Here is a 13765-nt window from a genome sequence, read left to right as displayed (position 1 = left end):
CATGACGCTTCGGCGAAGGATTTGCGTCAGCTCGGCAACGATTTTTCTCAAGTTTTGTGACGGGGATTCCGAGTCACAGAAAACCGCTATCCAGGGTTGTTGGGCGTCCGGATTTGTACGCTTAGCGGCGTTTCATGCTGCCCAGAATGCCTCGCAGAACATAGCGGGTAATGTCCCGCGCCAAGGTTCGCGTGGCCGTCTTCACGGCTGCCTCGGTCGCAGTCTGTCGGCCTGACGAGCGCTTGCGGGATTTCTTTTTCTCCAGCGCCTTCTTCGCCTTTTCCTCCTCGCGGGCGAGGCGTTCGGCTTCGTCGGCGGCTGCCTCTTCCTTCTCGAGCAGGATCTCGTAGGCGGACTCCCGGTCGATGGCCTCGTCATACTGGCTGGCGACCGGGCTGCGGCTCATGATCTCCTTGCGCTCGGCCGGTGTGATCGGTCCGAGGCGGGAAGAGGGCGGGCGGATCAGCGTGCGCTGGACGACGCTCGGCGCGGCTTTCTCATCCAGCGTCGACACCAGCGCCTCACCCGTGCCGAGCTGCGTGATCACTTCTTCTGTGTCGAAATCCGGATTGGGCCGGAAGCTTTCAGACGCGGCCTTCACGCCCTTGCGTTCGGTCGGCGTATAGGCGCGCAGCGCGTGCTGGATGCGGTTGCCGAGCTGGGCGAGCACGCTGTCGGGAAGGTCGCGCGGGTTCTGCGTGACGAAATAGACGCCAACGCCCTTCGAGCGGATGAGACGGACGACCTGTTCGATCTTGGATAGCAGCGCCTTTGGCGCGTCCTTGAACAGAAGGTGGGCCTCATCGAAGAAGAAGACGAGTTTCGGCTTGTCCGGGTCGCCGACTTCCGGCAGCCGCTCGAACAGTTCAGACAGCAGCCAGAGCAGAAAAGTCGAGTAGAGCTTCGGCGAGTTGATGAGCTTCGTCGCGTCCATGATGTTGACGACACCGCGCCCGTCGAGACCGACGCGCATCAAGTCCATCAGGTCGAGCGCCGGTTCGCCGAAGAATTGCTCCGCACCGGCGCGCTCGAGCTGTAGCAGGCTGCGCTGGATGGCGCTCAGGGATGCCGAAGCGATATTGCCATAGCGCAGCGAAACATCGTCACGCACCTCTTTCTGGCCGAGATGGATGAGCAGTTTCTGCAGGTCCTTGAGGTCCAGCAGAAGCAGGCCCTCATCATCGGCATATTCGAAGGCGACATTGAGCACGCCTTCCTGGGTCTCCGTGAGGTCCATCAGCCGGGCGAGCAGCGTGGGTCCCATTTCCGCAATCGTCGCGCGGACCGGATGACCCTTTTCGCCGAACACGTCCCAGAAGACGGACGGCACCTCATGATAGGTATAGTCCTCGAAGCCGATCTTGCCGGCGCGCGACATGAAGGCATCGTGCAGCTTGAAACTCTCGGTGCCACTCATGCACAGGCCGGACAGGTCGCCCTTCACATCGGCGCAAAAAACCGGGACGCCTTTATTCGAGAAGCCCTCGGCGAGGATCTGCAACGTCACTGTCTTGCCCGTGCCCGTGGCGCCCGCGATGATGCCATGACGGTTGGCCCGGTCGAGCCGCAGGGTCTGCGCTTCGTTCTGCTCGGGCCCACCCCCGCCAAGATAGATCGCGTCACCCATTCACCCGCTCCCTCAAATCAATGGATATGAAGCTAGACGCAAATGCGTCATCGGGCAAAGCCCGGTATGTCGAGAAAGGCAAGCGGATCATCTCGCCGCCACCTGCATTGATTAAAGCTGAAAGGAGGCTCCACGAATGAGCAGGAAAAACAATCAACACTGGAGAAATTTCGACACCCGGAAGCATGGCGAGGTCTACAACGCCTACCAGACCGTCTACGACTCGGTTGATGCTCTGGCGGCCATTGCGTTTATCGTCGGCTCGGCGTTATTTTTCTCCGAGGAGACGCAAACTTCGGCGACATGGCTCTTTCTGATCGGCTCGGTATTCTTTGCGGTCAGGCCATGCATCCACGTTGTGCGGGATCTGCACATGGCCCGGCTGCCTGTGCCGGGGCTGGAGAATGAGGGGGGATAGATCATGACACTTCGCTCGGGCGTTGTCGGTATCTGGATTATCGCCACGGGCGTCATGATTGCGATCCTGTATTTCGGCAGATCGATCCTCGCGCCGTTCGCGCTGGCGGTCTTCCTCTTCCTCATCATGGAAGGGTTTGCGCGCGTCATCGACGAGCAGGTTCACTTTCTGGGGCGTCGTATAAGCCGGGCCATTGCGATCCTGCTTGTGCTGCTCGGCTTCGGCCTGTTCTTCGCGCTGTTTGCCCAGGGCATCGCGCAGTTCGGAGAGCAGGCAAGTGACTATGAGCAGAAGATCAACGTCCTGATCGCCGATGTCTATGGCGTACTGCGCCTCGATAGCGCGCCGACGCTCACGGAAATCATCTTCAACGAAACCGGCCAGCGCTTCTTTGCGACCATCGCCAATGCCACGGGCGATCTGTCCGGCGATCTTGTCGTCATCCTGATCTATGTCGCCTTCCTGTTCGTTGCCCAGTCGGCATGGGGCCAGAAGCTTGACCGGCTTTTCCCGATCACCGAGCAGCGCGAACAGGTTCGCGAGGTCGGCGCCGCCGCCCGTCGTGGTATCGAGACCTATCTGTGGACGCAGACCGTGATCTCCGCGCTGATTACCGTACTGACCTATTTCACGCTGATAGTGCTTGGCGCCGACAATGTGCTGTTCCTCGCCGCGCTCATCTTCGTGCTGAACTATATCCCGACCATCGGCTCGATCGTTGCCGCCTTCGTGCCGACGCTGTTTGCCCTGGTCCAGCCGGACCTGCCAGCCTGGCTCCCTGCCACGGGAGAGAATGCGAGCTACGTCTTTGCGCTCTTCGTGTTTCTCGGGGTGAGTTTCTGGCAATTTGCCATCGGCAACTTCGTTCAGCCGCGCATCATGGGCGAGACGCTCAATCTGTCAGCTCTGATCGTTCTGCTGTCTCTGGCGATCTGGGGGGCGATATGGGGCATCCCGGGAATGTTCCTGTCCGCCCCGCTCACCGTGCTGATGATGATACTATTTGCCCAATCGGCCTCGACTCGATGGATTGCCGTCCTACTATCAGCGGATGGAAATCCGGGTGGTGTGGTAGCGAAACCGGCGAATGACGATCTGGTTATCACTGCAGAAACCTCTGAGGACTAGCCTTGGCAGGAAGCTAAAGGCGGCTCATATAGGAATCCTGTTTTCGCGCAAGATTCGCGTGAAAGCCGAAAATCAGGCCTCCGCGTGCGTCCCCCCACCCAGCCTGCGGAGTGGCCTGTAGGGCCCGTCAGACACGTCCCCGTCTGACGGGTCCGTCCCCTCCAGAATTAATTGTCTTTGATACGTGATCGCTCGTTTGCGCCACTCGCGTCTGGCTAGTGCTCTGTCTCCGCCATGAAGTTACGGACAGCATCGGCGGCGAGCGTGAACTGCGCGAAGGAGGCCTTGGTGCTGGACAGGCTGTTGAGCTGCTGTACCAGCGCTTTCCGGCCGGTTTCGCGGGGGCCGAGCCAGGCTTCGATCCCGCCCGCGGCGACGGCATTTGCGGCCGCCTCTGCCTGCTGGCGGCGCAGATCCTCGATAAGCCGCCGCGTGGCCAGACGCTCCCAGTAGGAGGCGGTCTCGATGCTGCGATTTGCATCGAAACGCAGCCGGTCGATGCGCAGCGCTTCGCCGATCTTGAGATAGGTTTCCAGCGCATCGCTGGCCTGAATGTCTGCACGTGTGGCGAGAATCTGCAGATCGATCCCGATTGGCAGCAAGGGCATCTGGGCGGCGCGTTCGGCCAGCGCGCGCTTGATTCCAGCCTGCTCCAGCGTGTCGGTCCGGCGGCGAAGCTGCGTGGCCTCGAAGCCTGACAGGGACGGGGTGAGCTGCTTCGACAAGGCCTTGAAGGCCGGCTCGAACTGTTTGACGCACTCGCCCACGGGCGTTTCGCTGCTCTGGCGCAGGATGGCGGCCGCCGTGTCCATCACGGCATCGGCGCCAAGCTGGTGGAGTTCTGTCTGGACATTTGCCCGGACCACATTGTCCAGCGCGTTGATCGAGTCCCTGTAGGTCTCATGGTTCAGCAGGTGGCGGGCCGTCTCGAAAGCGTGACAGATGTCGGCATTGGTCGCATGCGACCGTTCGCGCAGCCGCAGCAGCATGAGCGGGCCACCGGCATCGATGAGCCGGTTAGCAAGCACCGTGGCAATAATCTCCCGGTTCAGGCGGTGAGCCTGCATCGCGTCTTCATACTTGTGCAGCGGCTCCGGGAAATAGTCGCGCAGCGTCGTCTCGAACCATGGATCGTCCGGCACGTCGGACGCAACAAGATCGTCGAACAGGGTAATCTTCGACCAGGCCATCAGTACCGCCAGTTCCGGGCGGGTCAGCCAGTCGCGGTTCTCGGCGCGCTCGCGCATTTCAGACGTATGCGGCAGCCCTTCGACATCGCGGTCGAGAACGTCGCGGCCTTCGAGATAGCACATCAGCCGTTCATTGGCCTCATGGTCGCGTCCGGCGGTCGCGCTGGCCAGGGTGAGGGCGCCGGTCTGGTCGTAATTGTGGGCCAGAACATGTTCGGCGACCTCATCGGTCATCGAGGCAAGCAGGATATTGCGTTCGCCGCTCGGCAGATGACCCCGGCGAATGGCCTCGGAGCAGAGGATCTTGATGTTGACCTCATGGTCGGAACTGTCGACGCCGGCGGAATTGTCGATGGCATCGGTATTCAGCCGCCCGCCCTTCAGGGCGAACTCGATCCGGCCGGCCTGTGTCAGGCCAAGATTGGCGCCCTCGCCGATCACCTTCGCCTTGAGGTCGCGGCCATTTACCCGGATCGCATCATTGGCGCGGTCGCCCGCATCGCCCTGGGTCTCGTGAGCGGCCTTGATATAGGTGCCGATGCCGCCGAACCAGAGCAGCTCGCAATCGGCCTTGAGCAGGGCGTGGATCACCTCGTCGGGGGTCGCCTCGTCATGCTTCAGGCCCGTCAGCTCCTTCATCTGCGCCGACAGCGGGATGGACTTGGCAGACCGATCGAAAATGCCACCGCCTTCGGAGATCAGCGACTGGTCGTAATCCATCCAGGAGGAGCGCGGCAGCTCGAACATGCGCTGGCGTTCCTGCCACAGGCGCTCAGTGTCCTGCGGGTCCGGGTCGATGAAGATGTGCATGTGGTTGAAGGCAGCCTTCAGCCGGATCTGCTTAGACAGCAGCATGCCGTTGCCGAACACGTCGCCCGACATGTCACCGCAGCCGATCACCGTGAACGGTTCGGACTGGATGTCCTTGCCCATTTCGCGGAAGTGGCGCTTCACCGCCTCCCAGGCCCCGCGGGCGGTAATGCCCATCTTCTTGTGATCATAGCCGGCCGAGCCGCCCGAGGCGAAAGCATCGCCCAGCCAGAAGCCATGTTCGAGGCTGATCTCGTTCGCGATGTCGGAGAAGGTGGCCGTGCCCTTGTCGGCAGCGACGACCAGATAGGGGTCATCCCCATCCCAGACGACCGTATTCTTCGGCTGCTCGACCTTGCCGTCGATCAGATTGCCGGTGAGATCAAGAAGCGAATTGATGAAGGTACGATATGCCGAAATGCCTGCCTGGTTGCGCTCTTCACGCGTGGCATTGGCCGGAATCTGCTTCGGGAAGAAGCCGCCTTTCGAACCGACCGGAACAATCACGGCATTCTTCACCTGCTGCGCCTTCACCAGGCCCAGCACCTCGGTGCGGAAATCGTCGCGCCGGTCCGACCAGCGAAGCCCGCCGCGGGCGACCGCGCCGAAGCGGCAATGCACGCCCTCGACTTCCGGACTCGCCATAAAGATCTCGCGGAAGGGCTTCGGCGCCGGCAGGTCGGAAATCTTCTGACTGGCGATCTTGAAGCTGATGAACGGATAGGCCGAGCCGTCATGCTGGCGCTGCCAGAAATTGGTGCGCTGGATCGCCATGATGAGATGGGCAACGCGGCGGATCACGCGGTCCTCATCAAGGGAGGAAACCTCGTTCAGCCGTGCCTCGATCTTGCGGAGCTTGTCTTGCGCGGCGGACTGGCGGGCTGCGAGGTCGTCGTCGCTTGCAGGATCGAAGCGGATATAGAACAGCTCGATCAGCGCGCGTGTAAGTTTGGGGTGGCGCTTCAGTGCTTCGATCTGGGTGCTGCGGGCCGGATCGAGCCCGGTCTGGTGGCGATAGGCACAGAGCGCCCGGCAAAGTGCCGCCTCCCGCCAGGTCGCGCCGACCGAGAAGACAAGCCCGTTGAAGCGGTCATTCTCCGCACGGTGCTGCCAGATGGCGACAAAGGCTTCCTCGAAGCGTTCACCGACCTCGTCGAGGTCGAGCGTTTCGCCATTCGTCGTGCGCATCTTGAGCGAGTGGATCCAGTACGTGTCCGGCCCGTCATCGAGCGGCTTGGGATCGGGATCGACCGGATACCCCGTCTCGAACTCAACGAAGAGGCCCATATTTTCGAAGACAAGCACGCAGTCCGACAGGGCAATGGAGCCTGAGCGCGAATAGATCTTGGCGCGCACAACATCGCCCTGACCGTCATCGCGTTCACGCCGGAAGGCCCGCAAACGGATGGGACGGTCCTGAGAGAGGCTGCCGATCGTCTCGACATCGGTCAGCGCTTCGGCCGGGCCGAAAGCTTCGCGATAGGCAGCGTTGAAGCCGCCACGGAAACCGCTTGCGCGCTCGAATTCGTCATGCGGCAGGCCGGCTTCCATCAGGGCGGTGCGGAACGCATCGTCCCAGGTCCGGGCAATCGCTTCGGCATCGCGTTCAAGCTGGGCGAGGTCTGGATCGACGCTTCCGTCATCAAGCTCGATCATCAGGTGGACACGGGCCAGCGGTGATGCGTCGAAACGGGGCTGGAACGAGATCAGCCGGCCCTTGAAAGCCTCCACCAGTCGCTCACTGAGGCGCAGGCGGACGGATGTGTCATAGGCTTCACGCGGCACGAAGATGAGAACCGAGACGAACCGGTTGAACCGGTCGCGGCGCACGAAGAGCCGTGTGCGCGGTCGCCCCACGAGATGAAGCGCACCGCGCATCAGCGGGATCAGCGTCTCGGCGTCCGCCTGCAGCAGCTCGTCACGCGGCCAGGTCTCCAGAATATTGGACAGGGCCTTGTGGTTGTGGCTGCCTTCCACGGCACCGGCAGACTCCAGGACACGAGCCACGCGGCGGCGTACCAGCGGAATCTGGCGGACACTCTGATTGTAGGCTTCGGCGGTATAGAGCCCCAGGAAGCGGGTTTCACCCACGACATTGCCGTCATCATCGACATGCTTGATGCCGATATAGTCACACAGCGAGCGCCGGTGGACACGGCTCTGCAGCGTGGACTTGGCGACAATGAGCGGCGTCGGCTCTTCAAGGAAGGAGCTGATTTCCGGCGTCAGCATCAGCGGCTCGGCACCGCGGTTGAGGACGTTGAGATCCTCGTCTCGCAGCAGGCCGAGATTGGAGCCCTCGACCATGATCGGCTCTTCCGGAAGGACGGCGCCGTCCGGGCCTGTTTCGAACTTGTAGTCGCGCACACCGAGAAAGACGAAGTGTTCGTCGGCAAGCCAGTTGAGGAAGGCGACGGCTTCCTGGCGCAAATCGTCTCCGCAGGTCTTGTTAGCCTCGACCCGGGCGATGGCGTCCTGCATGCGCTCTTCCATGCCTTCGAAGTCACGCACCGCCATGGCGACATCGCGCAGCGTGGCGTCGGCCTCGTCCTTGAGGATGCGGCACTCATTGGAGCTCAGCGCCGGAATGTGCAGCTGGATCACCGAGAGCCTGAGGGCCTTGTCGGTCTCCAGGATCGGGTGGAAGAGGGCGCGTACCTCGAAGCCAAGCTCGGCACAGAGGCCGAGCAGGGAGTCGACCAGGAAGGGCTTGTCGCGGCTGATGACCTCCAGCACGCAGCTGCCGAGCAGACGGTCGCCTTCGCCGGTTGCTTCACGAACGCGTACGATGGATGCATCGCCGGCATAACCTTGTGCAAATGCGCCAATACCATCGGCCAGCGCATCAATGTCGCCGGACGACAGGGAGGTTACATTCTCGTTGTCGGCGTCCTCATGGAAGCTCTTGCGGATATCTTCAAGGCGCAGTTCGCCTGCAGAGTCAGCAGGATTGGGCGCATGATCAGGCATCGGGACTTCCTGAGCTAGAGGCTCGTTTCGAGTCGGCCTTCTATCCTTTCAATGACGCAGCGGCAATTGCCCTCCGCATTGTGCAGATGCGAAGGGCAAGCCATGAGGTCAGGCCCTAGTCGGACTGGCGCTCGCCAAGGGTTTCGACCAGTTCGCCGACTTTCTCCTCGCGGAAGGCCGCGCAGAGATTACCGGACTCCTCGGCCTGGGCGAGCGAGCGCTCATAGCCGGGGATGATGTCGCCCTTGGAAACGAAGAAGTCCCGGGCTTCGGCAACCTTCTCGGCTTCGCAGAACGAGGCCACGGCGCCTGCCGTCTGCGCCTTGCGGATCTCCGGCGTGCGCGAGATGAAATTGTCGAAGCTTGCCTTGTAGAGGCCCCAAGCGGTCTCCTGATGGGCCTCGTTGCCGAGGGCGGACTGCATGACCGACCAGGTTTCCTGGCCCTGCCAGTCGCTGCCCTGCATTTCCTTCATCAGGTCAGCCAGCTCGGACTCGTCGGCATTCGCCACCATGACCTGCAGCATACGGCGGCGCTCATACTGGTTGCTCGAATTGCGGGCGTATTCGAGGGCGGCTTCGTAGAAGTCGCGCCCGCCAAGCTTCGTCCCGTACTTGATGCCGGTGAAGACCGTATCGGCATCAAGCGCGTCCGGATCCGGGTCACCGTCAACACCGACATAGGCGGCGGCCTTGTCGGCGAGTTTCTCACGTTCCTCTGGCATGGCGCCCATTTCGAGCAGGCCGGCATAGAGGTCCTGCAGCAGCAGCGTTTCGCCCTGGCTGAGATTGTCTTCGCGGGCCTTGAGCGCGTCATAGACCGGCCTGTAGGTCTCGCGAACAAAACGCGTCATCAGGTCCTGCTCTTCCTCCGGCAGGGCCGAATAATACCCTTTTGCCTTGTTCACCGACTGCATGGCGACGTCCCATTCAGCGGTCGAGGAGGCCTGCAGGGCATCAAGCACGGCGCTGGCCGGTGCATCGCCGGCGCGGAAAGCCGCAGCGATACTGTCGATGAAGGAAAGCTGTTCGGTTGCGTCGAGCGCCTCGAAATTCTCCGTCAGCGCCGTCCAGTTCTCGTCCGACAGGTTGAAGCGCCAATAGCCGCCAGATGCGTTTGGCATCACCCAGTCGGCGCACTGGCCATCGAGCGGGATCTCGGTCGTCTTGCCAGTCAGCATGGTGCGCTCGACGATATCGCCGGCCGGACCGGAAATACGAATGGCGAGCGGCACTTCCCAGGTCGAGCCGTCGGCGTCGATGTGAGAGCCGAGCGGGGCATAGCGTTTCTGGGTGATGGTGATCAGGCCGGCATCCTCGGCCTCGCATTCGGTCTTCACATCCAGATACGGAATGCCGGGCTGGAAGATGAAGGACCGGAAGCTGTCGACGACGTCGGCATCGCCGCTGCCATCGGCCACCGACTGCATGAAGTCCTCCACGTTCGCGGCATCGTCCTCAAAGCGCTTCATGTGCTGGCGGATACCGGCGCGGAAATCCTCCTCGCCGAGATAATTCTCGAACATTGAGAGTACGCCAGCGCCCTTGGAGTAGGTGATGCCATCGAAGGCGTCGTTGATGTCGGCATTGCTCTCGATTGGATTACGGATCTGGCGGGCGTTGATCAGGCTGTCCTCGCCCATGGCATAGAGGCCGCGGCGCTGCGAAGCGCGGTCATAGCCCTGGTCGGGATAGACCTCATCCATTGTCTTGTAGCTCATCCAGGTCGCGAACGCCTCGTTGAGCCAGATATCGTTCCACCATTCAGGGGTGACGAGATTGCCGAACCACTGGTGGGCAAGTTCGTGAGCATGCGTCGTCAGCACACCACGGCGGCGGCCGAGCGGCGTGCGGTCATTAATCAGCAGCGCGCTCTCGCGATAGATGATCGCGCCCGCATTCTCCATGGCGCCATAGGCAAAGTCCGGCACCGCGATGATGTCGAGCTTGGCGTAGGGATAGGGATAATTGAAGTAGCTCTCCTGGAAGGTGACCATGTCGTCGGTCACCTGCATCGCTACGTCGAGCTGGTCGCCCTTGCCGGCCGGGGCAAAGCCACGGAAGGGCACCGGCGTCGCGCGCAGCGTATTGGCCGGGATCGGGTCGCCTTCGCGCATGTCATAAGGGCCGACAGCCAGGGCGACGAGATAGGACTGGATCGGGCGTGTCGCGGCAAAGGTGTGTTCCACCATGCCGTTGTCGAGCTGGCTCGTGCCCTTGAGCGGGGCGTTGGCGATCACCTGGTTGCCCTGCGGGGCGGTGACGGTCAGCGTCCACGGGGTCTTGAAGCGGGGATCGTCGAAGCCCGGAAACATGCGGCGCGCATCGATCGGCTCCATCTGCGTGGCGAGATAGGGCCGGTCCTTCTGCTCGGCCTTGTAGAGGCCGGCGAGGCCGAAATTGTAAGGCGCGCGATACTCGATCACCAGCGTCGCATTGCCGGCAGGGACCGGCTCTGCGAAGTCGATCTTCGAGACGCCGCCATCGGCGAGATTGCCCTCGAACGTGCCTTCGATCTCGGTACCGTCCGGCGTGCGGGCCACCACGCTCTGGATGGTCTGGTCGAGCGAGTGCAGCCAGATTCGGGCATGCGGCGCTTTCAGGCGCATATCGATCTCGGCGGTGCCGGTGAAGCCATCCTTGGCCGGGTCGGTGACGAGGTCGAGACGGTAGGCCGTCGGCACGACCGTATCCGGCAGCTGGCCGGCTGGCGGCTCTTCAAGCTTCACAGGCTCGACGGCTTCCTCTTTGCCCTTGTCCGCGGCATCGTTCGGATTGGGACCACAGCCTGCGAGGAGGGCGAGGCCGGCAACGCTTGCAAGAAAGCTTGTTTTGACCCTGTTAAGCGTCATGAGAGATTCTCCTGAAGACTGAATTCGCGACCGCATGAAGCATGGAATGCTGTAATGCGCAAAATCTTGCTGCTTATGACTGACAAACAGGCTGGTTCAGCCTCTGGAGTGACCGGACTATGAAAAGGTTGTGGCATTGGCCGATCGATCCGCTTGCGCGCACAGTGCGTCTCGCACTGGGGGAAAAGCGCTGCCCGATCGACCTGACCCTGGTGCTGCCATGGGCCCAGCCGGAGGAGCTGACCGCCATGGCGCCCGGTGCCCGCGCGCCGGTCATGGTCGATACGGGCGCGGAGGAAAAGGTCAGCGCCATCGGCACCCATGCGATCTGCGAATACCTCGAAGAGGTGATCCCCAGTCCACGCCTGCTTCCCTTCGTCGCAAAGGAACGCGCCGAAGCCCGCCGCCTGTGGCGCTATAGCGAGGACAGCTTTGCGGAGGTGAATGCGACACTGCTCACCGAACGCGTCAATCAATGGGTGCGCCGCGCCAGGGAGCCCGACAGTTCGACACTGCGCATGGGCGTGCATGCGCTGAAATCGAAGATGACTTTCCTCAACGGCCTCGCCGAGACGCGAACCTATATGGCCGGGCGCATGTTGACGCTGGCCGATCTTTCGATCGCCGCGCACCTGTCGGCCTATGACTATTTCGGTGATGTGCCGTGGGACATGACGCCGGACCTCAAGGCGTGGTATTCTCGGATCAAATCCCGGCCGAGCTTCCGGCCGCTGCTCGCTGACAAGGTGGAAGGCACGCGGCCCGCCCGGCATTATGCCGATCTCGATTTCTGAATGAACGAGCCTGAAGACAGTCTGGAAGCCCGCCTGAAACGGATGGCGGGCGATCTCGGCTTTGCCGACTGCCGCATCTGCCGGGCTGATGAGCCGTGGGCGGCTGGTGAACGCCTGCAGGCTTTTGTCGAGCGCGGCCATCATGGCGAGATGGGCTGGATGGAAACCACGCTGGAGCGCCGCAAGGCTCCGACCGCCATGTGGGCCGACGCGAAGTCGGCCGTCATACTCGCCATGAATTACGGCCCGCCGGCGAGCCCCCTGCCGCAGCTCGAAATGCGGGAGCATGGCAACATTTCCGTCTATGCGCGGGGCGCCGATTATCACGACCTGATCAAGAAGAAGCTGAAACAGCTCGCCCGCGACTTTGCCCAAGCCTCCGGCGAGGAGGTGAAGGTGTTCGTCGACACTGCGCCCCTCATGGAGAAACCGCTGGCGGAGAAGGCCGGCCTCGGCTGGCAAGGCAAGCACACCAACCTCGTCAGCCGAGAGCATGGTAGCTGGCTGTTCCTCGGCGCGATCCTGACAGCTGCCGAACTCCAGCCTGACGAGGCAGAGGAAGACCATTGCGGATCCTGCCGGGCCTGCCTCGACATCTGTCCGACAGATGCGTTCCCCGCTCCCTATCAGCTCGATGCGCGCCGCTGCATTTCCTACCTGACCATCGAGCATGCCGAACCGATCCCGGCGGAGTTCCGCGCCCCGATGGGCAACCGCATCTATGGCTGCGATGACTGCCTCGCCATCTGCCCGTGGAACAAGTTTGCCCATACCTCGGCCGAACATAAGCTCTGGGCGCGCGCCGAGCTGAAGCTGCCCGAGCTGGAAGACCTGGCCGCCCTGGATGATGAGGGTTTCCGGGAAGTGTTCGCCGGTTCACCGATCAAGCGCACCGGGCGGAACCGCATGCTGCGCAATGTGCTTATAGCGATAGGCAATAGCGGTGAGCCCCGGCTTGTCGGCGGGTCTGTGCTGCCGCATCTCGATGATGAGGCGCCGGTCGTGCGCGGTGCCGCTGTCTGGGCACTCTCGCGCCTCGATATGGCCCGGTTCGAAAGCGAAAGAGCCCGGCGAGCAGGCGATGAGAGTGATGAGGGGGTAAAGGCCGAATGGGCGCTGACACCACGCTAGAGCGACAGGAAAAACCGTCTGCCCGAAGCCTCGTGCTGCGCTGGGCTGTCCGGCTTACCAAGCTGCTCGCGCTCCTCTTCGTGCTGGCCCATCTTTACGCCATTGCCCTGAAATGGGTGCCTGTGCCGGGCAGTATCCTGATGATGGAGCGGACCCTGGGCGGAGAGGACTTTCGCCGCGCCGTGGTGCCACTGGACCGGATATCGCCGCACCTCGTGACGGCCGTCATCGCGGCCGAGGATTCCCGCTTCTGCTCCCATGACGGGATCGACTTCGAGGCGCTCCAGAAAGCCATAGACGAGAACCAGCGGCGCGGACGCCGTCGCGGCGCGTCCACCATCACCCAGCAGACGGCCAAGAACGTCTTCTTCTGGAATGGTGGCGGGTATGCCCGCAAGGCGGGCGAGGCCTGGTTCGCGCTTTTCATTGACGGCATGTGGGGCAAGCGCCGGGTGATGGAAAACTATCTCAACACGATCGAGTGGGGCGACGGGATTTTCGGTGCAGAAGCTGCCGCGCGGGTCCGCTTCGGCAAGCGGGCTGAGGACCTGACACAGTACGAAGCCGCCCTGTTGGCCGCCGTCCTGCCCAATCCGCATGAGTGGCGGGTCGATCCGCCCGGGCCTTATGTCCGCGGCCGGGCCAGCACCCTGCAGGCGCGGATGCGCGTGGTTTCCAATGAAGGCCTTGATGATTGCGTGCTGGAGCCTGCTAAATGGGCCGAGCGCCAGAAGGCCGCGGCAAAATAGAGCTGGCCAAAAAAGGCCTGCACGCTCCCCGTCTCCCGTCTTCCCGGACTTGATCCGGGATCCATGGCGGCTGGCAGGTGTGTCCTCAACCGCCATG

8 protein-coding genes are annotated in these 13765 nt (G+C 62.4%); 5 read left to right on the top strand and 3 right to left on the bottom strand.

The window, feature by feature from the left end; all coding sequences use genetic code 11:
- Positions 1 to 121 precede the first annotated feature (121 nt).
- Positions 122 to 1627 (bottom strand): helicase HerA-like domain-containing protein, encoded by a 1506-nt coding sequence (locus tag Q1K29_RS10985; RefSeq protein WP_300394702.1) that lies wholly within the window; start codon positions 1625 to 1627, stop codon positions 122 to 124.
- Between the two features lie 136 nt (positions 1628 to 1763).
- Here Q1K29_RS10985 and Q1K29_RS10980 point away from each other — a divergent pair, with 136 nt between their 5' ends.
- Together Q1K29_RS10980 and Q1K29_RS10975 are read left to right on the top strand one after the other, a co-directional pair.
- Entirely contained in the window at positions 1764 to 2045 is a 282-nt protein-coding gene (locus tag Q1K29_RS10980; RefSeq protein ID WP_300394700.1) for a YrhK family protein, read from the top strand.
- Positions 2046 to 2048: 3 nt separating this feature from the next.
- The gene (locus Q1K29_RS10975) at positions 2049 to 3173 is read left to right on the top strand and encodes an AI-2E family transporter (protein ID WP_300394698.1); all 1125 of its coding nucleotides are present in this window, start codon (positions 2049 to 2051) and stop codon (positions 3171 to 3173) included.
- Between the two features lie 215 nt (positions 3174 to 3388).
- On the opposite strand, the gene Q1K29_RS10970 is transcribed toward Q1K29_RS10975, so the two are convergent.
- Together Q1K29_RS10970 and Q1K29_RS10965 are read right to left on the bottom strand one after the other, a co-directional pair.
- On the bottom strand, positions 3389 to 8143 hold the full coding sequence (locus Q1K29_RS10970) for an NAD-glutamate dehydrogenase (protein WP_300394696.1): 4755 nt from the start codon (positions 8141 to 8143) through the stop codon (positions 3389 to 3391).
- Between the two features lie 115 nt (positions 8144 to 8258).
- Positions 8259 to 10994: a M1 family metallopeptidase gene (locus Q1K29_RS10965; RefSeq protein WP_300394694.1), complete on the bottom strand. Its 2736-nt coding sequence runs from the start codon at positions 10992 to 10994 to the stop codon at positions 8259 to 8261.
- A 119-nt stretch (positions 10995 to 11113) separates the two neighbouring features.
- Between Q1K29_RS10965 and Q1K29_RS10960 the strand changes: the two genes are divergently transcribed.
- Genes Q1K29_RS10960 through mtgA form a run of 3 tightly spaced genes read left to right on the top strand, consistent with a single transcriptional unit; the run spans position 11114 to position 13668 of the window.
- Positions 11114 to 11788 (top strand): glutathione S-transferase family protein, encoded by a 675-nt coding sequence (locus tag Q1K29_RS10960; RefSeq protein ID WP_300394692.1) that lies wholly within the window; start codon positions 11114 to 11116, stop codon positions 11786 to 11788.
- Positions 11789 to 12919, top strand: coding sequence for a tRNA epoxyqueuosine(34) reductase QueG (queG, locus tag Q1K29_RS10955; protein ID WP_300394690.1), 1131 nt, complete (start codon positions 11789 to 11791; stop codon positions 12917 to 12919).
- Positions 12898 to 13668: a monofunctional biosynthetic peptidoglycan transglycosylase gene (gene mtgA / locus Q1K29_RS10950; RefSeq protein WP_300394689.1), complete on the top strand. Its 771-nt coding sequence runs from the start codon at positions 12898 to 12900 to the stop codon at positions 13666 to 13668. Before queG ends, mtgA begins: the two co-directional genes overlap by 22 nt.
- Positions 13669 to 13765: the final 97 nt, after the last annotated feature.

The sequence above is a fragment of the Henriciella sp. genome (assembly GCF_029937755.1).
Lineage (GTDB): Bacteria > Pseudomonadota > Alphaproteobacteria > Caulobacterales > Hyphomonadaceae > Henriciella.
Note: the sequence above shows the minus strand (reverse complement) of the source record. Positions and strands in the feature narration are given on the sequence as shown.

Bases quoted from the DNA above. Each gene is read 5' to 3' on its own strand.
- Q1K29_RS10985 (WP_300394702.1), bottom strand. From the start codon at position 1,627: ATGGGTGACGCGATCTATCTTGGCGGGGGTGGGCCCGAGCAGAACGAA.
- Q1K29_RS10980 (WP_300394700.1), top strand. From the start codon at position 1,764: ATGAGCAGGAAAAACAATCAACACTGGAGAAATTTCGACACCCGGAAG.
- Q1K29_RS10975 (WP_300394698.1), top strand. From the start codon at position 2,049: ATGACACTTCGCTCGGGCGTTGTCGGTATCTGGATTATCGCCACGGGC.
- Q1K29_RS10970 (WP_300394696.1), bottom strand. From the start codon at position 8,143: ATGCCTGATCATGCGCCCAATCCTGCTGACTCTGCAGGCGAACTGCGC.
- Q1K29_RS10965 (WP_300394694.1), bottom strand. From the start codon at position 10,994: ATGACGCTTAACAGGGTCAAAACAAGCTTTCTTGCAAGCGTTGCCGGC.
- Q1K29_RS10960 (WP_300394692.1), top strand. From the start codon at position 11,114: ATGAAAAGGTTGTGGCATTGGCCGATCGATCCGCTTGCGCGCACAGTG.
- queG (WP_300394690.1), top strand. From the start codon at position 11,789: ATGAACGAGCCTGAAGACAGTCTGGAAGCCCGCCTGAAACGGATGGCG.
- mtgA (WP_300394689.1), top strand. From the start codon at position 12,898: ATGGGCGCTGACACCACGCTAGAGCGACAGGAAAAACCGTCTGCCCGA.